This window comes from Mycobacterium europaeum (assembly GCF_002102155.1).
In the GTDB taxonomy this organism is placed as follows: Bacteria; Actinomycetota; Actinomycetes; order Mycobacteriales; family Mycobacteriaceae; genus Mycobacterium; species Mycobacterium europaeum.
Genome location: NZ_LQOU01000048.1, coordinates 18,754 through 41,695, shown reverse-complemented (window position 1 = coordinate 41,695; position 22,942 = coordinate 18,754). Strand labels below are relative to the sequence as shown.

24 protein-coding genes and 1 tRNA gene are annotated in these 22,942 nt (G+C 67.8%); 4 read left to right on the top strand and 21 right to left on the bottom strand.

What is annotated here, in order from left to right; translation table 11 throughout:
- Position 1 precedes the first annotated feature (1 nt).
- From AWC03_RS21695 to argS, 15 genes are all read right to left on the bottom strand, one after another.
- Positions 2-526: a F0F1 ATP synthase subunit B gene (locus tag AWC03_RS21695; protein ID WP_085242767.1), complete on the bottom strand. Its 525-nt coding sequence runs from the start codon at positions 524-526 to the stop codon at positions 2-4.
- Positions 527-535: 9 nt separating this feature from the next.
- Positions 536-784, bottom strand: a complete 249-nt coding sequence (locus AWC03_RS21690; RefSeq protein ID WP_024636915.1) for a F0F1 ATP synthase subunit C — start codon at positions 782-784, stop codon at positions 536-538.
- An 84-nt stretch (positions 785-868) separates the two neighbouring features.
- A complete protein-coding gene (gene atpB, locus AWC03_RS21685) occupies positions 869-1,627 on the bottom strand; it encodes a F0F1 ATP synthase subunit A (protein ID WP_085242766.1) in 759 nt (252 codons plus the stop codon).
- Positions 1,620-2,114, bottom strand: a complete 495-nt coding sequence (locus AWC03_RS21680; RefSeq protein ID WP_085242765.1) for an ATP synthase subunit I — start codon at positions 2,112-2,114, stop codon at positions 1,620-1,622. Before AWC03_RS21680 ends, atpB begins: the two co-directional genes overlap by 8 nt.
- Before the next feature lie 219 nt (positions 2,115-2,333).
- Complete coding sequence (locus AWC03_RS21675) at positions 2,334-3,563, bottom strand: glycosyltransferase family 4 protein (RefSeq protein WP_142278470.1); 1,230 nt, start codon at positions 3,561-3,563, stop codon at positions 2,334-2,336.
- 28 nt (positions 3,564-3,591) lie between these two features.
- Positions 3,592-4,251, bottom strand: a complete 660-nt coding sequence (locus tag AWC03_RS21670) for an L-threonylcarbamoyladenylate synthase (RefSeq protein WP_085242764.1) — start codon at positions 4,249-4,251, stop codon at positions 3,592-3,594.
- Positions 4,248-5,096 carry a peptide chain release factor N(5)-glutamine methyltransferase gene (gene prmC / locus AWC03_RS21665; protein ID WP_085242763.1) on the bottom strand — a complete coding sequence of 283 codons (849 nt, stop codon included), beginning with the start codon at positions 5,094-5,096 and terminating at the stop codon, positions 4,248-4,250. Before prmC ends, AWC03_RS21670 begins: the two co-directional genes overlap by 4 nt.
- Entirely contained in the window at positions 5,093-6,166 is a 1,074-nt protein-coding gene (gene prfA, locus AWC03_RS21660) for a peptide chain release factor 1 (protein WP_085242762.1), read from the bottom strand. The genes prmC and prfA overlap by 4 nt, the downstream gene beginning before the upstream one ends.
- 103 nt (positions 6,167-6,269) lie before the next feature.
- Positions 6,270-6,506, bottom strand: coding sequence for a 50S ribosomal protein L31 (gene rpmE, locus AWC03_RS21655; RefSeq protein ID WP_085242761.1), 237 nt, complete (start codon positions 6,504-6,506; stop codon positions 6,270-6,272).
- 276 nt (positions 6,507-6,782) lie between these two features.
- Positions 6,783-8,621: a transcription termination factor Rho gene (gene rho, locus AWC03_RS21650; RefSeq protein WP_085242760.1), complete on the bottom strand. Its 1,839-nt coding sequence runs from the start codon at positions 8,619-8,621 to the stop codon at positions 6,783-6,785.
- Positions 8,622-8,890: 269 nt separating this feature from the next.
- Entirely contained in the window at positions 8,891-9,826 is a 936-nt protein-coding gene (thrB, locus tag AWC03_RS21640; protein ID WP_085242784.1) for a homoserine kinase, read from the bottom strand.
- Positions 9,827-9,850: 24 nt separating this feature from the next.
- A complete protein-coding gene (gene thrC / locus AWC03_RS21635; protein WP_085242759.1) occupies positions 9,851-10,933 on the bottom strand; it encodes a threonine synthase in 1,083 nt (360 codons plus the stop codon).
- On the bottom strand, positions 10,930-12,255 hold the full coding sequence (locus AWC03_RS21630; RefSeq protein WP_085242758.1) for a homoserine dehydrogenase: 1,326 nt from the start codon (positions 12,253-12,255) through the stop codon (positions 10,930-10,932). The genes thrC and AWC03_RS21630 overlap by 4 nt, the downstream gene beginning before the upstream one ends.
- Before the next feature lie 3 nt (positions 12,256-12,258).
- Positions 12,259-13,677, bottom strand: a complete 1,419-nt coding sequence (lysA, locus tag AWC03_RS21625) for a diaminopimelate decarboxylase (protein ID WP_085242757.1) — start codon at positions 13,675-13,677, stop codon at positions 12,259-12,261.
- A complete protein-coding gene (argS, locus tag AWC03_RS21620) occupies positions 13,674-15,326 on the bottom strand; it encodes an arginine--tRNA ligase (RefSeq protein ID WP_085242756.1) in 1,653 nt (550 codons plus the stop codon). Before argS ends, lysA begins: the two co-directional genes overlap by 4 nt.
- Before the next feature lie 114 nt (positions 15,327-15,440).
- Here argS and AWC03_RS21615 point away from each other — a divergent pair.
- Positions 15,441-15,513 (top strand) — tRNA-Arg (locus tag AWC03_RS21615).
- A 74-nt stretch (positions 15,514-15,587) separates the two neighbouring features.
- Here AWC03_RS21615 and AWC03_RS21610 read toward each other — a convergent pair.
- Positions 15,588-15,785 carry a hypothetical protein gene (locus AWC03_RS21610; RefSeq protein ID WP_249025934.1) on the bottom strand — a complete coding sequence of 66 codons (198 nt, stop codon included), beginning with the start codon at positions 15,783-15,785 and terminating at the stop codon, positions 15,588-15,590.
- Between the two features lie 62 nt (positions 15,786-15,847).
- Positions 15,848-17,614 carry a GNAT family N-acetyltransferase gene (locus AWC03_RS21605; protein WP_085242755.1) on the bottom strand — a complete coding sequence of 589 codons (1,767 nt, stop codon included), beginning with the start codon at positions 17,612-17,614 and terminating at the stop codon, positions 15,848-15,850.
- A 90-nt stretch (positions 17,615-17,704) separates the two neighbouring features.
- On the opposite strand from AWC03_RS21605, the gene AWC03_RS21600 reads away from it, so the two are divergent.
- Together AWC03_RS21600 and AWC03_RS21595 are read left to right on the top strand one after the other, a co-directional pair.
- Positions 17,705-18,484 carry an alpha/beta fold hydrolase gene (locus AWC03_RS21600; protein ID WP_085242754.1) on the top strand — a complete coding sequence of 260 codons (780 nt, stop codon included), beginning with the start codon at positions 17,705-17,707 and terminating at the stop codon, positions 18,482-18,484.
- Positions 18,485-18,687: 203 nt separating this feature from the next.
- Entirely contained in the window at positions 18,688-19,452 is a 765-nt protein-coding gene (locus AWC03_RS21595; protein WP_085242753.1) for an alpha/beta hydrolase family protein, read from the top strand.
- 30 nt (positions 19,453-19,482) lie between these two features.
- On the opposite strand, the gene AWC03_RS27320 is transcribed toward AWC03_RS21595, so the two are convergent.
- Together AWC03_RS27320 and AWC03_RS21590 are read right to left on the bottom strand one after the other, a co-directional pair.
- A complete protein-coding gene (locus AWC03_RS27320; protein ID WP_158089993.1) occupies positions 19,483-19,629 on the bottom strand; it encodes a hypothetical protein in 147 nt (48 codons plus the stop codon).
- Positions 19,626-20,126, bottom strand: a complete 501-nt coding sequence (locus AWC03_RS21590) for a nitroreductase family deazaflavin-dependent oxidoreductase (protein WP_085242752.1) — start codon at positions 20,124-20,126, stop codon at positions 19,626-19,628. The genes AWC03_RS27320 and AWC03_RS21590 overlap by 4 nt, the downstream gene beginning before the upstream one ends.
- Before the next feature lie 107 nt (positions 20,127-20,233).
- On the opposite strand from AWC03_RS21590, the gene AWC03_RS21585 reads away from it, so the two are divergent.
- A complete protein-coding gene (locus AWC03_RS21585; protein ID WP_085242751.1) occupies positions 20,234-20,923 on the top strand; it encodes a VldE C-terminal domain-containing protein in 690 nt (229 codons plus the stop codon).
- 34 nt (positions 20,924-20,957) lie between these two features.
- Here AWC03_RS21585 and AWC03_RS21580 read toward each other — a convergent pair whose 3' ends face one another.
- Both AWC03_RS21580 and AWC03_RS21575 read right to left on the bottom strand, forming a co-directional pair.
- Positions 20,958-21,443: an NUDIX domain-containing protein gene (locus AWC03_RS21580; RefSeq protein WP_244275264.1), complete on the bottom strand. Its 486-nt coding sequence runs from the start codon at positions 21,441-21,443 to the stop codon at positions 20,958-20,960.
- Between the two features lie 87 nt (positions 21,444-21,530).
- Positions 21,531-22,826, bottom strand: a complete 1,296-nt coding sequence (locus tag AWC03_RS21575) for a tetratricopeptide repeat protein (protein ID WP_085242749.1) — start codon at positions 22,824-22,826, stop codon at positions 21,531-21,533.
- Between the last annotated feature and the right edge of the window lie 116 nt (positions 22,827-22,942).

The window sequence follows — 22,942 nt, the reverse complement described above, 5'->3', positions numbered from 1 at the left end:
GTTACCGTCCAGACTTACCGGTGGCCGCGGTGGCCGGGGCCACCTCGACACCGAGGATCCGGCTGGCCAGCGTCGCCGACATGGTCGCCACGTTGGCGCGCAGATCCAGTTCCACGGCGTCTCTCTCCCGCTTCAATTGCTCGGAGGCCATTTGCATCGTCGACATCACCTGTTGCTCCCCACGGGCGCGCGCGTCTTCGACGAGCTTACGGCCCTCTGCGCGGGCATTGTCGCGCAGCGACGACGCCTGAACCCGCGCCTCCGTGAGGGCTTCTTCGTAGTCGGCCTTGGCGGCGTCGAACTGCTCGCCGGCCTTCTTGTTGTCGGCGACGGTCTTGGCGACCATGGCGTCCCGCTCGCGCAATACCCGCATGACGGGCGGCACGACGAACGTGCCGATAACCGCAAGCACGATCAGGAAGATCGCCAGCACGAAGAAGAAAGTGCCGTTCGGAACGAGGAAGTTGTTGCCTCCCTCTGCCACCACCTGGCTGGATGCCAGAAAGCTCAGGCTCGCGTCACCCATCACAGCGAATTAGGTGCCGACGGGTGTGGCGAAGACGAACAGCGCCATGAACGCCAGGTTGATGAAGTAGGCCGCCTCGACCAGACCGACGGTGATGAAGAACGGCGTGAACAGCCGACCTTGTGCCTCGGGTTGCCGGGCGATGCCGGAGACCAGCGCGTTACCGGCGATACCGTCACCGATACCGGCGCCGATCGCGCCACCGCCCATGATGAGTCCACCGCCGATGAGTGCAGCGGCAGCGACTTGGGGGTCCAGAGCCATTCTTATCCTCCTTGATATCTGGTAGCGGTCTACCAGGCCTCTGTAATGGTGTGTGGGACAAAACAATTCATGGTTGCCTCAGTCATGATGTTCCTCGATCTCCATGGCTTGACTGAAGTAGAGGATGGTCAAGATTGAGAAGATGAACGCCTGGATCGCCCCCACGAACAGGTCGAAGGCCTTCCAGATGGCGTTGGGCGCCCACATGATGTACGGGGGGAAGAGCGCGATCAGCGCGACCAGGATGCCGCCGGCGAAGATGTTGCCGAAAAGTCGGAGCGACAACGAGATCGGCTTGGCGAGCTCTTCGACGAGGTTGATCGGCGCCAGGAACGCCACGTGGCCCTTGAGCACGGCGAGCGGGTGCCCGACGATGCCCCGGCGCCAGATACCGGCCACGTGATAGCAGACGAACACGAAAAGGGCCAGCGCCAGAACGTAATTGATGTCCGCGGCCGCCGACTTCAGTAGCTCGGTGGTGTGCCCGGACTTGTCGGTGTACTGCAGCGGGAGCACCGACAGCCAGTTCGAGATCAGGATGAACACGAAGATGGTGACGGCCAGCGGCAACACGAACGGCGCGATCCGCATCCCGACCGCGCTCTCGATCTGGTCGCGCATCTGAACGGTGATGGCCTCCCAGAACAACTGAACGCCGCTGGGGACGCCGGTGGAGGTGATCTTCGCGCGCAGGAAGAATGCCAGCGCGAGCACGATCACCGCCGCGATCGCGGTGGACAGGATGGTGTCCGTGTTGACGGTCATGCCCAGCCACGTGGCGTGGGTGTGGGCGCCGACCTCGATGGCGGATTCGGCGAGGAACGTCGTCTCAGTCATCGTTGCCGTTCTTTCCTTCCGTTCCATCCGATCCCGCGATCACGCCGCCTCCGTCCGCGGGATGGGCCTCCGCCCAGTCGCCGGCGCGCAGCTTCTTCCACACCGGGAGCGCCGTCGATGCCACCAACAAGATCTGGAAAAGGGCCAATCCGAACACGACGCCAAGGCCGGCGGGCCGGAAGACGTAGGCGATGATCAGCCCGATGACGGTGATGATGGCCAGCCGGGTGGCCGAGTTCAGCGCCATCGTGCTTTTCAGCGGATGGTCCTTCGCGGTGATCGACGCGACCGAACGACGCACCAAGAGGGCGTTGAGCAAACCGAGGAGCATCCCGACGCCGAAGTACACCCCGACCATCGGGTGACCGGTCGCTCCGGCGGCGATGACGGCCACCACAGCAACCGCAATGCTGAGGACCAACAGGCGGACCGGGCGGAACGCAACAGAGGGAAACACCAACGGCGCGTCCTGCGCTGGTGTCGTCACTGCAGCACCTCAATCCCAAGTTGGTGGAGCGGGAGTCCCCCGACCGACTGATCGGTGGCCCGCCGAGCGTATCGCACGTCACAGTGGATTCGCCCAAGGGGTATCTCCCGGCGCGAGTCCTCAGCCGACCCGACCGGATCTGTGTCCGATGGACCGGCAATTTGTGCGGCTTTTTGGGGCTCTACCAGCACCGTACCATATGGCGAGGCGCCACTACTACTAGCTGTCGTAGTCCTCGTCGTCGTAGTCGTCGCGCGGCCGCATGAGCGGGATCGCCGTCGCGATGCCGGCGACCACGATGGCGCCCAACATCACCGCCGCGGTGTGACGGGGGTTGAAGAAGATCGTGCTGGCGGCGCCGAACGCAACGATGCCCACCCAGAGGTAGATCAGCAACACCACCCGGCGGTGGGAGTGACCGATCTGCAGCAACCGGTGGTGCAGGTGCATCTTGTCTGGGCTGAATGCGCTGCGGCCGGCGCGGGTGCGGCGCACGATCGCCAGCAGCAAATCGAGCATCGGCACGAACATGACCGCCACCACCAGCAGGAAGGGCGACAGCAGCGCGAACACGTCGCGCGCGCCGTAGGCGTTTTGCGAGACGGGCCCCGCGGCGGTGGTGGAAGCCGCCGCGAGCATCAAGCCGATCAGCATCGAGCCCGAATCACCCATGAAGATCTTGGCGCGGTGAAAGTTGTGCGGCAGGAAGCCCAGACAGGCCCCCGCGAGCACCACGGAGATCACGGCGGGCGGATAAAAGAGGACGTCGCCGCCGTGATCCCGCAGCAGTCCGACCGAGAACATGCAGATCGCCAGGGCGGTGATCAGCCCGAGCCCGGCCGCCAGTCCGTCGAGCCCGTCGACGAAGTTCATCGCGTTGACGATGGAGACCGTCAGCGCCAGCGTGAGCAGGATCGACGAGGCCTGGTCCAGCACGATCGTGCCGACACCGCCGATCGGGATGTAGAGGACGCTCCAGGCGACGCCCATCGTGACCAGCACACTGGCCGCGGTGATCTGGCCGGCGAACTTCGTCAAGGCGTCGAGCCCCCAACGATCGTCGATGAGACCGATGCCCATGATGACCGCGCCGGCCACCAGCACCGCGGGCATCCCCGTCGAGTAGACGAACCCGCGGGTGAGCGCGGGAAGCTCCGACGCCAGGAATACGGCCGAGATGACGCCGAGAAACATCGCCAACCCACCCATGCGGGGAGTGGGCGTCACGTGCACGTCGCGTTCCCGCGGATAGGCAACAGCACCCAGCCGGGTGGCGAGCACCCGCACCGGGCCGGTCGCGAAGTAGGTGATGATCGCCGCGGTCAGCCCCACGAGTGCCAGCTCGCGCAGGGGGACTCCGGCGCCGCGGTCGGACAGGGCGAGCAAACCACTGGCGAGGTTCGCTAGGCCGCCGGCCGGGTCGCTGGACACGTCGAGACCGTACTGCACCAACCTGGCAACCGGGGAACCACTCTGGCTAGGCCTGGGCGGTCAGGCTTTCGGGATCGACGCCGAGCACTTCCGCGATCCGCTCGGCGCTCACCGGGCCGGGTCGCAGGATCCGCGGGGCCGGCCCGGTCAGGTCGACGATCGTGGAGGCCGCCCCCTGCTCGGCCGTCCCCGCGTCGAGATAGACGTCGACGAGATCACCGAGTTGAGTGCGGGCCTCGGCGGCGTCCACCGCGGGCGGGCGGCCGGAGACATTCGCGCTGGACACCGCCATGGGTCCCACTTGGCGCAGCAACTCGATGGCCACCGGGTGCAGCGGCATGCGCAGCATCACGGTGCCGCGGGCGTCGCCGAGGTCCCATTGCAGCGACGGTGCCTGCGTCACCACCAGGCTCAGCGCGCCCGGCCAGAACGCGCGGATCAGGTCTCGGGCCCCGCCCGGCATGGTGTAGACCAGGCCCTCGATGGTGTGCCAGGAGCCGACCAGCACGCCGACCGGCATGTCGCGGCCCCGCCCCTTCGCCGACAGCAGCGCGGCCACCGCGGCGCTGTTGAAGGCGTCGGCGCCGATGCCGTACACGGTGTCGGTCGGCATGACCACCAATCGGCCGCCCTTGAGCGCCCCGGCCGCCGAGGCGATCCCGCGCGCACGCTGATCGGGATCGGCGCAGTCGAAGACCTCCGTCATACCCGCCCCCGCTTTCTGCGCGCGGTGACGAACCGCGGCCGGCCGACGAGGTCGTGACGAGCACTGACGTCCTCGAAAAGCCCCGTCTCGCAGACCAATTCCACCGTATGCGACGAGGTGGTGTCGTCGTGTTCGACGGCGAAGATGCCACCAGGGCGAAGCCAGCGGCCGGCCAGGGCGACGATGGGGGCGATCACCGCCATCCCGTCCGGTCCGCCGAACACCGCGTGGTGCGGATCGTATTGACCGACTTCGGGTTCCACGATGGCCGCGTCGGGGACATAGGGCGGATTGGCCACCACCACGTTGACCTCACCGTCGAGTTCCGGCAGCAGAGTGGGCTCGGTGACGTCGGCGTGGACGAGTTCGACCGCGGTGCCCGCCGCGTTGCGGCGCGCGTATTCGAGGGCCGCCTCGGAGTCATCGATGCCGATGACTCGGGCGGCGGGGCGCTCATGGGCCAGCGCCAACCCCAGTGCGCCCGAACCGGTGCACAGGTCGACGACGACGGGCCGGGCCGGCAGACGCTGCTCGGTGACCCACGCGAGAAGCGCTTCCGTTTCCGGGCGCGGTATGAAGACGCCGGGGCCGACGTGCAGCGTCAGCGGTCCGAACGCGGCCGTGCCGGTGAGGTGCTGCAACGGCACCCGGCGGGAACGCGCGGCCACGACGTGGCGGTACCGATCGAGGAAGCCCTCACCGGTGGACTCGACCAGGGCCAGCCGACCGCGCTCGGTGCCGGACAAGTGGGCGGCCAGCTCCTCGGCATCCCAACGCGCGGAGTCGATTCCTGCTGCGGCCAGCGTCGCCGCAGCGGAGTCGATCGCGCGCCGCAGGGCACTCATGCCTGTTGCAGCCGAGACTGTTTGTCGGCGGCGCTCAGCGCGTCGAACATCGCGTCGAGGTCGCCGTCGAGTACCTGATCGAGATTGTGTGCCTTGAAACCGATCCGGTGGTCGGTGATCCGGTTCTCCGGGAAGTTGTACGTGCGAATCCGCTCGCTGCGGTCCACGGTCCGGATCTGGCTGGCCCGGTCGGCCGAGGCGTCGGCCAGCGCCTGCTCTTCGGCCAGCGCCTGCAGCCGGGCGGCGAGCACCTGCAACGCACGCGCCTTGTTCTGCAGCTGCGAGCGTTCGTTCTGGCAGGTGACCACGATGCCGGTGGGCAGATGTGTGATCCGCACCGCGGAGTCGGTGGTGTTCACCCCCTGCCCGCCCTTGCCGGACGAGCGGTACACGTCGATGCGCAGGTCCGACTCGTCGATCTGCACCTCCCCCACTTCCTCGGGTTCGGGATAGACCAGAACGCCGGCGGCCGAAGTGTGAACGCGGCCTTGGGATTCCGTCACCGGGACACGCTGCACCCGGTGCACCCCGCCCTCGAATTTCATCCGGGACCACACCCCGTCGGGCGAGTCGCCCTTGCTGGCGATGGACAGCGTCGCGTCCTTGTAGCCACCGAGGTCCGACGTGGTCTCGTCCAGAACCGTCACCGTCCAGCCGTGCCGCTCGGCATAGCGGATGTACATCCTGGCCAGATCCGCGGCGAACAACGCCGATTCCTCGCCGCCCTCACCCGATTTGACTTCGAGGACGATGTCGTCGGGATCGTGCGGATCGCGCGGGGCCAGCATGTCGGTCAGTTGGGTGTCCAGTTCGGCGACCCGTGATTGAAGTTCGGTGACCTCTTCGGCGAACGACTCGTCGTCGGCGGCCAGCTCATGCGCGGCCTCGAGATCGCCGCGCGCCGACTCCAGCTTGCGATAGGTGGCGACGATCGGGGCCAACCGGGCGAACCGGCGGCCGGCCTTGCGCGCCTCGGTGGGATTGCTGTGCAAGTCGGGGTCCGCCAGCCGTCGCTCGAGCTCGGCGTGTTCGGCCAGCAGCACATCAATCGTCTGCACCGGCTGCGTCACGTGTCACCTCCTGCCCCGATCAGCCCCCGCGTTCCCATTGCCGCAAACGCAAACCGACGCCCGGCCTGTGCGCTCTGGCACAGTTCGGGCGTCGGCAACGCAGCTATTTGTCGGTCTTGTCCGTCGCGGCACCTTTGCGCTTGCCGTAACGCTTCTCGAAGCGGGCCACCCGGCCGCCGCTGTCCAGAATCTTCTGCTTGCCGGTGTAGAACGGGTGGCACTGCGAGCACACCTCGACGACGATGTTGCCGCCGGGCTTGGTGCTGCGGGTCTGAAAAGTGTTCCCGCACCCGCAGTGCACGGTGGTCTCCCCGTAGGCGGGGTGAATGTCGGCTTTCATGCTGTCCTTTTCGGTAGTTTGCCCGCGATCCCCGTGCCTGGCGAACCTCGGCCGGTTCGGGGATAGTCGAGCGTCGATTATGCCAGGTCAACCGCTATCCCCCCAAAACACCGGGTTGGGCCGTGGCATTCCCGGGGACCGGGGCCGGCAGCGGCTGGATCGGCGGGCCGCCGATCTGCCGATCCCCCCGAGACATGAACCTTGGCGAGGCCCGCCGGCGCGTCGTGTGCGCGGTTTACGTGTCGCGGCCAGAGCGTCCGGCCCAGGGGTGGCCGGTCAGTCGTTGTCCATGGAGCCCGGCGTGGTCTTGGAGACCTGCACCAGGAACTCGTAGTTGGTCTTCGTCTTGCGCAGCTGCGACATCAGCAGGTCGATGGCCTGGTGTGAATCCAGACCCGACAGCACCCGGCGCAACTTGTGCACGATGCCGAACTCGTCGGACGACAGCAGCAGCTCGTCCTTGCGGGTACCCGAGGGGTTCACGTCGACCGCCGGGAAGACCCGCCGCTCGGAGATCTTGCGGTCCAGCTTGAGCTCGGCGTTACCGGTGCCCTTGAACTCCTCGAAGATGACGGTGTCACCGGTGGATCCGGTCTCGACCATCGCGGTGGCGATGATCGTCAGCGACCCGCCTTCCTCGATGTTGCGCGCCGCGCCGAGGAAGCGCTTGGGCGGATACAGCGCGGTGGAGTCGACACCACCGGAGAGGATCCGGCCCGACGCGGGCGACGCGTTGTTGTAGGCGCGCCCGAGGCGGGTGATCGAGTCCAGCAGCACCACGACGTCCTTGCCCTGCTCGACGAGCCGCTTGGCGCGTTCGATGGCCAGCTCGGCGACCGCCGTGTGGTCCGTCGGCGGCCGGTCGAACGTCGAGGCGATGACCTCGCCCTTGACCGAACGAGTCATGTCGGTGACTTCCTCGGGCCGCTCGTCGACGAGCACGACCATGAGGTGGCATTCCGGGTTGTTCTTGGTGATCGCGTTGGCGATGTCCTGCAGGATGGTCGTCTTGCCCGCCTTGGGCGGCGACACGATCAGCGCACGCTGGCCCTTGCCGATCGGCATGATCAGGTCGATCACCCGCGTGGTCAGCCTGTCGGGCGTGGTCTCCAGGCGAAGCCGCTGATTGGGGTAGAGCGGCGTCAGCTTGGAAAAATCGGGCCGCTTCTTCGCGTCCTCGACCGGACCGCCATTGACACTGTCCAGGCGGACCAGCGGGTTGAACTTCTGCCGCTGGTTGGGCTGCTCGCCGTCCTTCGGCACGCGAACCGCGCCGGTCACCGCGTCACCGCGGCGCAGGCCGTTCTTGCGCACCATGTTCATCGAGACGTAGACGTCGTGCGGACCGGCCAGGTAGCCGGAGGTGCGGACGAACGCGTAATTGTCGAGAACGTCGAGGATGCCGGCGACCGGCTGCACGACGTCGTCCTCACGGAGCTCGGTGTCACCGCCCTCACCGGACCGCTCACCGCGCCGCCTGCGATCGCGGTCACGGAAGCGGCGGCCGCGCCTGCCCTGACGGCCCTCGCCGTCGTCGTCCTGCTGGTTCGAGCCGCCGCGAGACTGCTGGCCGCCCGGGCCCTGCTGGTCACCGCTTTGGTCACCACCGGCGTCTTGCCCGCGCTCGTCGCTTCGGGTTTCCCGCTTGCCGCCGCCCTGGCGGCCCTCGTCGGCTCCGGCGGCCGCGCCCTCACGGGTGCGTGAGCTCTCGCCATCCGCGTCGTCGCCGGTGCGGGCCGAACCCGGCTCGCGCGAGGCGCTGCGCCGTTCACGGCGGGGCGCTTCGGTAGTGGAACCGTTCTGTTGGTCCTGAGCGGCCGGTGCATCAGCGCCGGCGTCGGACTTGCCGCCGTCCTCGGGTGCGGCAGGGGCGGAGGTCCCGTTGGACTGTCCCCTGATTTCCTTGATGGCGGCGATGAGTTCGTTTTTGCGCATGCCCGACGTCCCCTTGACGCCGACCTGGTTAGCCAGCGCGCGCAGTTCGGGAAGCACCATGGTGGACAGAGAGCCAACCGGGGCATTGGTTTTGACGTCGGATGTGTCCGGGGTCACGGCGTTCGGCACGTCATTGCTGTCGGTGCTCGCGTCAGCCGTGAACAGGTCCGTATCGGTCACGGATTTCCTTTCTTCCCCCGTTGATCAGGTCATTCCGGGGGGTTCGTTGCATTCAGCCAAATGTGCCGAGTGCACCCAATCATCGACTCTGCAACGGTGATCGCCTCAGTCGGCGGAGTAAGCGGCGAACCTCGTTCACGAGAAGAATTGGTGTTGTCCTAGTGGCAAGGCAGTATTGATGCAGATGCAGATGCTGCGATTGCTGGACGCGTCCGAGGATAGCCCGCATCCTTGTCGGAAGCAAGCAAACCCTCCGGCCACGCTGTGGATCAACCGGGGACTTTGACTCCCGGGCTCCAGCGAACTCGTTCGCCGGCGGTCATCTCAGTGAGCGCAAATCCGTTCGTGGCCCCGTACTCCACCACTTCCGCGGGCAGCTCCGACTCCGTGCTCAGGGCAATCAGCGCCGGACCCGCCCCCGAAAGTGTCGCTGCCACGTTATTACGCCGCAACAGCCGCAAATATTCCGCGGAGGCCGGCATCGCCGGTGCACGCTGCGGTTGGTGGAGCACATCCTCGGTCGCCGGCATCAGCAGGTCCGGGCGTTCGGTGAGCGCCACCACCAGCAAGGCCGCGCGGCTGACGTTGAACCGGGCGTCGTCGTGACTCACCTGAGCTGGCAGCAGCACCCGGGTCTCGGCGGTGAGGGAGCGCTCTTGGGGTATCGCGGAGTACAGGCGGATGCCGGGGTGGAGCCGCACCGACACCGCCGAGTACCGGGGCCGTTCACCGGAGCGATCGATCCAGGAGACCACCGCGCCGCCCAACACCGCGGCCGCGGCGTTGTCGGGATGCCCCTCGAACTCCGAGGACAGCTGGATCAGCTGCGCGTCGCTCAACGGATCCGAATCACCCTGGGCCACAAGCCCATTCGCCGCCGCAAGGCCACCGACCACGGCCGCCGCGGACGAGCCGAGGCCGCGGGAGTGCGGGATGGCGTTGCGGCAGCGGACCACCAGTCCCGCGGCGCGCACGCCCGCAGCGCGCAGCCCGCATTCCACGGCCCGCACCACCAGGTGTTCCGGGCCGCGCGGCACCTGCTCGGCGCCCTCGCCCTCGACCAGCACCACCAGGCCCGAATCCGTTGTCTCCACGACGATCTCGTCGGTGAGGCTCAGCGCCAGGCCCAGGCTGTCGAAACCGGGACCGAGGTTGGCGCTGGACGCCGACACCACGGCGCTTGCCACCAGCCCGGCGGGCAGCATCTGGCTCACCGACAAACCACCATCTCAGGCCAGGCCCAGCTTTTCGACGACGAGCACCGGATCGACCGGCAGGGGCGACACCGTCGGCATGTCCCTCAGCGCGGTGTCGGGATCCTTGAGGCCATTGCCGGTGACCGTGCACACCACGGTCGAGCCGCGCGCCACCCAACCGTCGTCAACAGCCTTGAGCAGACCCGCGATGCTGGCCGCGGACGCGGGCTCGACGAAGACGCCCTCACTCTCGGCCACCAGGTGGTAGGCGGCGAGGATCTCCTCGTCGGTGGCGGCCAGGAAGCGCCCGTTGGACTGCTGCTGCGCGTTGACCGCGGCGGCCCACGATGCCGGAGCACCGATACGGATGGCGGTCGCGATCGTCTCGGGGTGCCGGACCGGCGCGCCGTGCACCAGTGGCGCCGCGCCGGCCGCCTGGGTGCCGAGCATGCGGGGCAGCTTGTCGATGACGCCGTCGTGGTGGTATTCGGTGTAGCCCTTCCAGTACGCGGTGATGTTGCCCGCGTTGCCCACCGGCAGGGCGTGCACGTCCGGCGCGGCACCGAGCGCGTCGACGATCTCGAAGGCCGCCGTTTTCTGGCCCTCGATGCGCACCGGGTTGACCGAGTTGACCAACGCGATCGTCGGGAAGTCGGCGGCCATCTTGCGCGCGAGTTCCAAACAATCGTCGAAGTTGCCGTCGATCTGAATGATCTTGGCGCCGTGCATGACCGCCTGCGCCAGCTTGCCCATCGCGATCTTGCCCTGCGGAATGAGCACCGCGCAGGTGATGCCGGCGCGGGCGGCGTATGCGGCCGCCGACGCCGACGTGTTACCGGTCGACGCGCACAGCACGGCCTGCTGGCCGCGCGCCAGCGCGTCGGTGACCGCCATGGTCATGCCCCGGTCCTTGAACGAGCCGGTCGGGTTGAGGCCCTCGACCTTGAGGTGCACCGTGCAGCCGGTCCGCTCGGAAAGGCGCGTGGCCGCGATCAGCGGGGTGCCGCCCTCGAGGAGGGTGACCGGGGTCCAGTCGTCGCCCACCGGCAGCCGATCGCGGTAGGCCGCGATCAATCCCGGCCACGGTTGGTGCACGGCGGTACGCGGAACGCTCATCGGCCGGTCTCTTCCAGCCGCAGCACACTGGTGACGCCCTGCACGACATCGAGGTCCGCCAGCGCGTCGACGGTTTCCGACAGTGCGGCATCGGTGGCGCTGTGGGTGACCACCACGACGCGGGCCCCCACCCGTTGCCCGCCTTCGTCGACCACACCCTCCTGGCGGACCTCGGCGATGCTCACCTCGCGCTTGGCGAATTCGGCCGCCACCGTGGACAACACGCCGGGCTTGTCGGCGACGTTCATGCTGACGTAGTAGCGGGTCGTGATGAAACCCATTGGGGCGATGGGAAGCTGGGCGTACTTCGATTCCTTCGGCCCGCGGCTGCCCAGTACCCGGTTGCGGGCGGCCATGACCAAGTCACCGGTGACCGCCGACGCGGTGGGCGCGCCGCCGGCGCCCTGACCGTAGAACATGAGCCGGCCGGCGGCCTTGGCCTCCACCACGACCGCGTTGAAGGCCCCATTGACCGTGGCCAACGGGTGCGACAACGGCACCAGCGCCGGGTAGACGCGGGCCGACACCCGCTCCTGCCCGTCGTCACCGGTGATGCGCTCGCAGATGGACAGCAGTTTGATGGTGCAACCCAGGGACCGCGCGGAGGCGAAGTCGGCCGGCGTGATCTTGGAGATGCCCTCGCGGTACACGTCGTCGGCGGTCACCCGGGTGTGAAAGGCGATCGATGCCAGGATCGCGGCCTTGGCCGCGGCGTCGTAGCCCTCGACGTCGGCCGTGGGATCGGCCTCGGCGTAACCCAGCGCGCTCGCCTCGGCCAGGGCGGTCTGGTAGTCGGCGCCGGTGCTGTCCATCGCGGACAGGATGTAATTGGTGGTGCCGTTGACGATGCCGGCGACCCGCAGCACCGTGTCACCCGCCAGCGACTGCGTGAGCGGACGGATGACCGGGATGGCGCCCGCGACCGCGGCCTCGAAATACAGGTCGACGTGGGCGTTTTCGGCGGCCTGCGCCAATTCCCCGGTGGAGGTGGCCAACAGCGCCTTGTTCGCGGTGACGACGGACTTGCCGTGCTCGAGCGCGCGCAGGATCGCCTTGCGGGCCGGTTCCACCGGACCCATCAATTCCAGGACGATGTCGACGTCTTCGCGGGAGACGAGTTCTTCGATGTTGTCGGTGAGCAACTCGATCGGGACGCCGCGGTCGGCGGCCACCCGCCGCACTCCGATGCCGCGCAACACCAAGGGGGCACCGATACGCGCCGCGAGGTCCTCGGCGCTGTCCTCGATGATGCGGACAACTTCGCTTCCGACGTTGCCGAACCCGAGTACCGCTACGCCGACAGGCTTTTCGTCACCGGGCACAGTTCACCTCACTTCCAGACTCAGTAGGTCGTCCACCGTCTCGCGGCGCAGGATCAGGCGCGAGCGCCCCGCACGCACCGCCACCACGGCCGGCCGGCCGACCATGTTGTAGCGGCTGGACAGCGAATAGCAGTACGCGCCGGTCGCGGCGACCCCGAGCAGGTCACCGGGGCGCAGGTCGTCGGGCACCCACGCGTCGCGCACCACGATGTCCCCGCTCTCGCAGTGCTTTCCGACGACCCGGGCCAGGGTCGCCGGCGCGTCGCTGGCCCGCGAGAGCAGCCGGGCGTCGTACTGGGCGTCGTAGAGCGCGGTGCGGATGTTGTCGCTCATGCCGCCGTCGACGCTGACATAGCGGCGCTGGGCCGTGCTGCTCACGTCCACGTCCTTGACGGTGCCCACCTCGTACAGCGTGATGGTGCCCGGCCCGGCGATGGCACGCCCCGGCTCCACCACCAGTCTCGGGGTGGGCAGGCCCACTGCCGCGGACTCGTTGGCGACGATCGCCGTCAGCTTGGCCGCCAACTCGGCCACCGGCGGCGGGTCGTCCGTGCCCAGGTACGAAATGCCCAGTCCACCGCCGAGATCCACGGTCGAAATCTGACCGGTCTTGTCCACGCCGAACTCGTCGACGATGTGGTGCAGCAACCCGATGACGCGGTGCGCGGCGACCTCGAAGCCGTCGACATCGAAGATCTGCGAGCCGATGTGGCTGTGCAGCCCCACCAGTCGCAGGTGATCGCTGGCGAACACCCGGCGCACCGCGGCCATCGCCGCGCCGCTGGCCACCGACAGTCCGAACTTCTGGTCCTCGTGTGCGGTGGAGATGAACTCGTGCGTGTGTGCCTCGACCCCGACCGTGAGGCGGACGTAGACGTCCTGGACGACGCCCGCCTCCCCCGCGATCGCATCGAGGCGCTCGATCTCGGTCATCGAGTCCAACACGACATGCCCGACGCCGGCTTTGACCGCCGTGGTCAGCTCTGCGACCGATTTGTTGTTGCCGTGGAAGGTGATTCGCTCCGGCGGAAAGTCGGCGTGCAGCGCGACGGCGAGTTCGCCCCCGGTGGACACGTCGAGCGAGAGGCCTTCTTCTTCGACCCAGCGGGCGATCTCGCTGCACAGGAATGCCTTGGCCGCGTAGCACACGTTGCGTCCGCCGCCGAACGCCGTGGCGAGTTCGCGGCAGCGGGAACGGAAATCGTCCTCGTCGACGACGAACAGTGGGGTGCCGTACTCCTGGGCGAGCTGGGTAACCGGTATCCCGGCCAGGCTCACCACGCCGGTATCGTCACGAACGATGTTGCGCGGCCACACATTCGGGGCAAGCCGCAGCAACTCGTCAGGGGATTGCGGTCGCGGCGCGCTATCGGGATGCCGGGTCTCTTCGGCGTGCCGGGGACCGGCGGGGTGTACGTTCACATTCGCTCCGGAGCGGTGACACCGAGTATCGCCAGTCCGTTGGCGATGACCTGCCGGGTGGCCTGGCACAGCGCCAAGCGCGCGGCGTGCAGGTCGGTGGGCTGCTCGTCGCCCTGGGGCAGTACCCGGCACGAATCGTAGAACCGGTGGTAGTCGCCGGCGAGGTCTTCCAGGTAGCGGCATACCCGGTGCGGTTCCCGCAGTGAGGCAGCCGTTTCGAGGACGCGGGGGAATTCCCCGATGCTGCGCAGCAGCGTCCCCTCCTTGTCGTGGCTGAGCAGCTCGAGGTGCCCGGTGTCGGGGATCAGCCCGAGCTCGGCGGCGTTGCGGGCCAGTGCCGACAGCCGGGCGTGCGCGTATTGCACGTAGTAGACCGGATTCTCATTGGACGCCGAGGACCACAGCGCGAGGTCGATGTCGATCGGGGTGTCGACCGACGACCGGATCAGGCTGTAGCGCGCCGCGTCGACGCCGATCGCCTCGACCAGGTCGTCGAGCGTGATCACGGTTCCGGCCCGCTTGCTCATCCGGACGGGTGCGCCGTCGCGGACCAGGTTGACCATCTGGCCGATGAGCACCTCGACGGTCGCCGGGTCGTCGCCGAAGGCGGCGGCCACGGCCTTGAGCCGCGCGATGTATCCGTGGTGGTCGGCGCCGAGCATGTAGATGCACAGGTCGAAACCGCGCTGCCGCTTGTCCAGGTAGTACGCGATGTCACCGGCGATGTAGGCGGGCTTGCCGTCGCTCTTGATCACGACGCGGTCCTTGTCGTCGCCAAAAGCACTGGTGCGCAACCAGCTTGCGCCGTCCTTCTCATAGATGTTGCCGGACTCGCGCAGCCGGGCGATGGCCTGGTCGACCAGGCCGCCGGTGTGCATCGAGTCTTCGTGGGTGTAGACGTCGAAGTCGGTGCCGAAATCGTGCAACGACTCCTTGATGTGGGCGAACATCAGGTCGACACCGATTTCGCGGAACGTCTCGCGCATCTCGGGGTTGGGCAGGCCGAGCGCGTCGGGCGCCTTCTGCAGCACCTGCATGGCGATGTCGTTGATGTAGGCGCCGGCGTAGCCGTCGGCGGGCGCCGGCTCACCCTTGGCGGCGGCGATCAGGGAGCTGGTGAAGCGGTCGATCTGGGCGCCGTGGTCGTTGAAGTAGTACTCGCGCACCACGTCGGCGCCCTGGGTGGTCAGCAGCCGGCCGAGCGCGTCACCGACGGCGGCCCAGCGGGTGCCGCCGATGTGGATGGGCCCGGTGGGGTTGGCCGAGACGAACTCGAGGTTGATCTTCTGGCCGGCCAGCACATCGGAGTGGCCGAAGGCGTCGCCGGCGCCGATGACCGCGTTGACGATCTTGGCCTGCGCGGAGGCCTCGAGGCGCAGGTTGATGAAGCCGGGACCGGCCACCTCCGCCGACGCGACGCCGTCGGCCCGCGACAGCGCCTCGGCCAGCCAACCCGCCAACTCCCGGGGATTGGCGCCGACCTTCTTGCCCAGCTGCAGCGCCAGATTGCTGGCGTAGTCGCCATGCTCGGGATTGCGAGGGCGCTCCACGGTGACGGTCGCGGGCAACGCGGCAGCGTCCAGCCCGCGCTCGGCCAGCACCGCGGACGCGGTGGTCTTGAGCAGCTCGGCGAGGTCAGCGGGCGTCACGAGCGTCCATCCTATTGGCTGAGGTGCCCGCACCCCGAATCCGTTGCGGTGGTCGAGCGGTCACCGCGATGCGTTAGTCTGTCTGGGCCCACTGGCGCATCATGATCTCCATGCGCCCCCGTAGCTCAGGGGATAGAGCGTCTGCCTCCGGAGCAGAAGGCCGCAGGTTCGAATCCTGCCGGGGGCACAAACATTCTTCCAGGTCAGACGGTGTTTCCGTTAGTCAGCTCGACTAATGGAAACGCCGTTCGGGCCTCAGTGTCACCAGGATGTCACGACTGTTCCCAAAGTCTTTCCGGCCAGCAAAAGCGCGTCGTCCTGGCTATGGGCGCAGATCCGCGCCGTGGTCGCGGCGTCGGCATGGCCCAGCCAATTGGCGATGACGGCCAGCGGCACGCCGCGCAGGTTCAGCGGTCCCGCACGAGTGACCGGCGTCGTGCAGCCGGATCGGTCGCACATCGGCCGCCTTGGCTGGCGTCGCCATCAGGCACGCTGAAACGTTCACCGCGCATTAACCGGACTCAGATGGTGCATTTCAGCCCGACGTGGGCGGCGTGGTACCCGAGCCGGCCATAGAACGCCCGAGCCCTTTCGCGAGCCTCGTCTGTGGTCACCTGCGCCAGCCGTGCCCCGTGTGCTCGGCCGTAGTTGTGTGCCCACTCGACGAGTGCAGTACCAAGGCCCTGTGCGCGTTCGGCTTTGGCGACCCGTAATCCCTCGATCTGCAGCCGGGTGGCGCCGCCGCGGGAAAGGCCGGGAATGATCGTCAATTGCACGGTCGCGACGACCATATCGGAACCGTTCAGGACGACGCCCAGATAGTTGGATCGGTTGCGAACGACGATGTCGTAGGCCGCCTCGTAGCGTTCGAGTTCGGCGTCTTCGCGATCCCGACCGAATTCGTCGTCGGAGAGCAGCTGGGCGATCACCCCCACGTGTTCGCGCGTCGCGCGCTGCACGCGATATGTGCGGCCCGCCACCCGCAGCAGCCCTCGAACCGAGGACTGCGCCAGTGCCTGTAGGCGCGCCACCAACAGGTCCAGCCACGCCCCCACGTTGGTTCGTGCCTCCGCGGTATCCGGGTAGCGGCATCGCAGATGTAGCCCGGACTCGTCCTGGATGAACCAGAGCATGACGCCGTCGGTGTCAACGCTCGCGCTCACATACTGGGCGTCGAGTCCGACCGAGTCGATGCGCACCGGAAGCCTGCTTTGGTCCAGCCAGGAAATCGCGAACATGCCGGGCGCGATGGGCATTCCACCCCACGGAGCCAGTACGTCGGCCAGTGGCCACGAACCAAGCTGCACGGCTTCTTTGACGGCGGCGGCCGCGGCGTGCGGCTCGGCAACCGCCGACTCCAGGACCGAATTGGTGATGAACCAGCCGACCGAGTCGTGCCATCTGTCTTCAAATCGGCTGTGCACGGGGAAGACCGCGCGCAGCGGCGCCCCGGCCAACTCGCGGGTCACCGCAGTCATGGCGACCACAGCGAGTGCCAGCGTCGAGACACCGTCGTCGCGTGCCTGCGCGGCGAACGCGGCGCCGTCATCGACATCGAACACGTCACGCACTTCAACGCGTTCCGGATGCGGCCCGGAATCACCCAACGGCAGCGGAAACCGTGGCATCACCCCACCGCTGTCGCTCAGGATTTGTGCCCATCGCGCACGCACGCGTTCCGGTGCCGCTGGACGGTCCAACAGTGCTTGCGTGTGCACGACAAATGCCGGCGGCGGCTGCAGCGACGACGTACGTCCGATCCGCGCGTCGGCGAGCATCGACAACAGGTCCCGGGCAATCACCAGCATTGACCACATGTCCACGTGGGCGTGGTCGGCAGCGATCACCACCGTCAATCCGGCGGCAGTCTCCAGCACACACAATCGATGTGAGGGCCGCTGATAGGGCGAGCACGTCGCATTGAGAACTACTCGCAGTGCGTCGTTGACCGCCTGGCCCGGAGTGATCTCATGCTCTACCCACTTGCCTGGGTGAATATCGATCTCATGCAGCTGCGGATCGCCGTCTGCCCCGAGTGTGAATGCCGTTCGTAGGGTGCCGTGGCGGGCGATCACCGCCAGCCACGCATCGGCCAACGATTGGCGGCTGACCCCCGCCGGCAACCGAATGGACAGAGCCATCCAGGAGCCGGGTCGTGCGCCCGCACCAACGTGTATGCGCTGGTCGAAAGACACCGGGAGCTGCCGGCCGAGGTCAGACACCGACACGTCGTAGCCCCAGAGTCGTCCAAAGGGTAGCCGCAGGTGCGCCACGTTGGTCAGCCGCATGGCGGTACCCTAACGCGCCAGTTAGCCTGAATGCTCGGTCTGCGCGGTCGGCTCCGGGGCGAGCCGTCCGGTCGTGAGAAGAGTTGCGTGATGTCCACTTTCGTGGTTCCTGGAGCAGAGCTTGCCGTCGAACTGAGCGACGAAGGTGGTCATCCGGTAGTTCAACTGCACGGACTTACCTCCAGCCGCGCGCGTGACCGGGTGCTCAATCTCGACCTCGGCAGGGGCCTCAGCGGGACCCGACTGCTGCGGTACGACGCACGCGGCCATGGCAAGTCGACTGGGCGCAAGGTCCCGGAGGATTACCGATGGGAAAGCCTTGCCGAGGATCTTCTGCAGCTGCTCGACAAATGGTTTCCCGGCGAACGGGTGCACGGAGTCGGCCCGTCCATGGGTGCCGGCACGCTGCTGCACGCGGCTGCCCGCGAGCCGAACCGCTTCGCCGGCCTCACGCTCATGGTGCCGGCCACCGCGTGGGAAACCCGGCCCGCGCAGGCGGCGATCTACCGGGCTGCGGCCGAACTTATCGAAACCGAGGGAGTCGGGGCATTCATCGCGTCGGCGCGTGGGGCGACTCCGCCGCCAGCCACGGTCGGCGCGCCCGAAACAGTTCCCGATGTGGCCGACGCACTGCTGCCGTCACTGTTTCGAGGCGCGGCTCTCAGCGACCTGCCCGCTCGCGAAGCGGTCGCACGAATCGATGTGCCGACGACGATTCTGGCCTGGGTCGGCGACCCGGCGCATCCGATGTCGACAGCGGAATCGCTTGCCGCACTGATGCCGCGGTCAACGCTCACCGTGGCGCACATCCCGGCCGATGTCGAGACCTGGCCCCAGATCCTGAGCCAAGACGTCGCCCGCAGAGGCTGACTTGTACGCGGTTGTCGCACAACGGATTTCATTTCGGCCGAGCTGAGGCATCCGACAACGATCCGACACGCACACCCGCATTATGCCTCTGAACTGCGAATATGTGGCTCAATTCCGCAGTTAGTGTTCCTGCCTGGGGCACAAACCTTCTCGCAGGTAGGTCGGCTTCACGACCGCCGTCCGGGGCGGGTTAGATCGTCGGCATGGGCGAACGTGTGACGTTCCAAGGTTCCACGGGCGCGACTCTGGCCGGCGTCATCGAGATGCCCGACGGAGCCGTGCGGGGCTGGGGCGTGTTCGCGCACGGCTTCACGCTCGGCAAGGACTCGCCCGCCGCCGCGAGGATCTGCAAGCAACTGGCCGCCGACGGCATCGGCATGCTGCGCTTCGATGCGCTGGGTCTGGGCGGATCCGAGGGCGACTGGGGCGACGGGTCGTTCACCGTCAAGGTCCACGACATCGCCAGGGCATGCGAATTCATGACAAGCCGCGGAACCCCGGCCGACATCCTGGTCGGGCACTCGTGGGGCGGAGCAGCGGTGCTCGCCGCCGCTCGGCAGTCGCCGGGAGTGCGGTCGGTGGTGACGGTCGCCGCGCCGGTCGACCCGAGCCACGTCGAAAAGCATTACGACGCAGTCGTCGACCGCTGCCTGACCGAGGGCAGCGCCGAATGGATGGTCGGCGGGCGCACGCTGACGCTCAAGCGGGCATTCGTCGAGGATGTGCGCCGGGCCCACCTGCGCGACAAGATCAAGGGTCTGCGCCTGCCGCTGCTCATCCTGCACTCACCGACCGACAACACGGTCGGCATCGAGAACGCCAGCGAGATCTTCCGCTTGGCCCGCCACCCGCGCAGCTTCGTCTCGCTGGAGGGCTCGGATCACTTTCTCACCGCCCGCGGGCAAGCGCACCGGGCGGGGCGAATCATCGGCGCCTGGGCCGACGCATACGTGGGCGACAACAGCTAGGCCGAGCAGGCCCACCAGCCGACGCGACGCTCAGCCGCCGACGCCCGGGGCGCATTCACCCAGCTGCCCGCGGTCGCTGATGTCCAAAACTTCGACCTCGTACCGGCCCGACAACTCCTGGCCGAACGCCATGGCCCTCCGCGCCTCCGTCGGCCGGTCGCGGGTAAGCCGCGTCACTCTCGTTCCAGCACGAACGCCTCGATGTGGCGCTTTCCGGCCCGCACTTCGTACTTCCGCCAGCCCGGATACAGCTCGAGGCCTTTCGCCCAGATCTCGTCGCGCTCGCCGGGCGTGGCGAGCCGCGCGGTGGCGTGCCAGGTATCGCGGCCGATGGTTACCGTCGCTTCGGGGTGGGCCTTCAGGTTGTGGTACCAGGATGGGTGCTTGGCGCCGCCGAAGTTGGACGCGATGAGGGCCAGGCCGTCGGGGTGCGGGATCCCGTACACGGCGACGGTGCGCGGCTCACCGGATTTCGCGCCGGTGGTGGTGAGCATGACCACCGGGATGCCGGTCGCCAGCCCGGCGAAGCTGCTCCTGCCCCCGCTGACCCGGGTGATGAGCCGGTCAAGGTGGTGCGCCGTGGGGCGAAGAAGCGCGGCACCCACCGGTGTCGACGCGAAACGACGCATCATCCGGTGAAACGCGTTGGCATCCTCGAAGGACTGGCCGGGCATGGTGCCATTGTGGACCGAGCCGGGGTGGCTCAGGGTCAATTCGCCGAGCTGAATTATCCACCTGAAAACGCGCCACAGGCGCCCCACCCGACACTAAGCTGCTGGTCGTGGGCAAGAACGTGTTGGCCGACGGGCGCGGCCGCTGGCTGGCGATCGTGGCCTCGTTCGCGCTTGCGGCCGGCATGGTCTACGCCCAAGACACCAAGCCGCGATGCTGCGCTCCGAACGCGGCGGCAGTGGCTGCCGCGGCTGCCGCGCCCGCACCCACCACCCCGGCTGCCGCCCCGACAAGCGCGCCGCACACCGCCACCCCCGCGGAAGTCGAGATGCTGGCTGCGAACGCACCCGCCGCCGCCCAGCAGTTCCAGGTCGCCCTGCCCCGCGGCCTGGCGTCGGAGGACAGGCTGCAGGTCAAGACGATCTGGGCCGAGCGAGCCATCAGCGTGCTGTTTCCGCAGATCAAAACCATCTATGGGTATCGTCAAGATCCCCTGCCGTGGCATCCCAACGGGCTGGCGATCGACGTGATGATCCCGAACCACGGCAGCCCCGAGGGCATCGAACTCGGCAACCAGATCGCCGGCTACGCCCTGGCGAACGCGAAACGATGGGGAATCAACCACGTGATCTGGCGCCAGAAGATCTATCCGGGCGTCGGAGGGGGCAGCTGGACCGCCGACCTCGGGTCGGAAACCCTCAACCACTACGACCACGTCCACATCGCCACCAACGGCGGCGGCTACCCGACCGGGCGCGAGGTCTATTACATCGCCTCGATGACGCCCGCGCCCAACTAGTGAGACGCGCGACCCTGCGGATCCCCGCATTGCTTCATGGCCGCCGCAGCAGGAACAAGCCGTAGGCGGCGACGGACTGCGCGTCGGCGATCACGCCGGAGCGGATCATCTGCTCGACATCCTCGCGGTCGAACCAGGCGCTGCGCAGGTCCTGTTCCTCGTGCTCGAGATCCGGCTCGCCCTCGGCGATTCCGGTGGCCAGGAACACCCACCCGCGCTGGCTCGTCATGCCGGGCGCGACGTCGAGCTGGCCGAGGACCTCGAATGACGTCGCACTCAATCCCGTTTCCTCGCGCAACTCGCGGGCGGCCAGTTCAGAGGGGTCGGTGTGCGCCAGACCGGGCGCGGTTCCCTGCGGGAATTCCCAGCGTCGCGCCCCGAGCGGGTACCGGAACTGCTCGACGAGCCGGAAGCGGTGCCCGTCGAACGGCATCACCAGCGCATAGTCGGGTTTGTCCACCACGCCGTAAATGCCGGGGCTGCCGTCCGGGCGACGGATGTCGTCTTCGCGGAGCACCATCCATTGGCTCCGGTAGACCTCGCGGGACGCGACGCGTTCGATGAAGGGCACCCGCCCAGTATCACTGCCGGCCCCCGGCACGTCCCGTTACCGGGGGGCGGTGAACCGGTCGTACGTGCGGCGCAGGGTCCCGCGGTCGACGGCATGCAACACGCTGGTGAGGGCCTCGAAGACGTCGACGTGTCCGACGGTGGGATCCGCCGTTTCGCCACGGGTGTATTCCCACGGCACGGATCGTCCGCGGCGCAGCACCTCGCCCAGGTACCACACCGCGCCGTCGATGAACGGCGCATTGCGTTCCTCGTCCAAGAGCTGCTCGGGCGTCGGGGCCTTTTGAACGAGAAGCTCTTCCAGTGCGTCGAGGGACTCCGGGGAGAAGTCCCAGACCTTATCGCCACCGTAATGGCTTGCCCAGACCGGGAATTGGGCACCGCGCTCGGCGAGCCAGCACCGCAGGTATTCGCCGTTCGAAAAGTGCCGCGTCGCTTGGCTCCTGGCGCGTAGGCGGCGCTTGGTGGATTCCTCGACCCGGCCGCGCATCTCGGCCACCCAGCGGTAGTCCTCGGCGCGCCCCCGCCACTTCGCCAGTTCCTCTTGGGCGGCCACCGTGACGGGACTGTCGTCACCGAAGACCCGGGCTTCGTCGTCGACCAGGGCTTGCCAGGTGGCCACCTTGTCCCGGTAGTCCTCGGGTTCGGACTCCCACAGCGCGATGGTGTGCCGCGCGATCAGCGTGTGCCGGTGGTCGTGTCCCAGCTTCTCGCGCATCACCTCGACCAGCGACTCGAGCTGAGCCATGGCGCCGGCAGCGTCCACCGACTCGCCCTGCCATTGCGTCAGCGACAGCCACATACCAAGGGTGTCCTCGTGGTGCTCGCCGAGCACCCGGCGCCGCGCGGCGAGGACGCGCTCACCCAAGGCGATGGCGCCCGGGTAGTCGCCGAGCTCCTTGCGCTGGTGCGCGACCCGGTCCCTGGACGTCAACACGGTCGGGTGCTCGGCGCCCAGGACACCTTCTTCGTCAGCCAGCAGCTTCGACCATTCGGCCAGCGCGGCCCGCCCCTCGGGCTGCGGCCGGTCCGCGAACATGTGCCGCGCCGTCAACGTGGTGATGTGGTTGCGACCCAGCACCTCCTCGAGCTCGGGTACCAGCTGCTCCAGAGCGGCGTAGGCCCCGGCCTGGTCCCCCATTTGGAGCTGCAGGTGCACCAGCGCCAGCTCCATGTCCAACACGTTCGGATGGCGCTCCCCCAAGATCGGCCGGCAGACCGCGACCAGCTCGCTCATCAGGGGCAACGCCCCGGCGAAATCCGCCGCGGCGATGCGCTCCGAGATGAGCCGGGTCAAGGCGGCGAGCGGCCCCGGAAGTTCCGGCTGCGTCATACCGCTATCGAATCTCGCCCGCGGCGCCGTGGCAATTCACCTCGGCTCCCGCGCCGGTGTCGCACTGGCATGAATCGGCACGGTGCCCGATAGTCATAGGAACAAACGCCAACGTC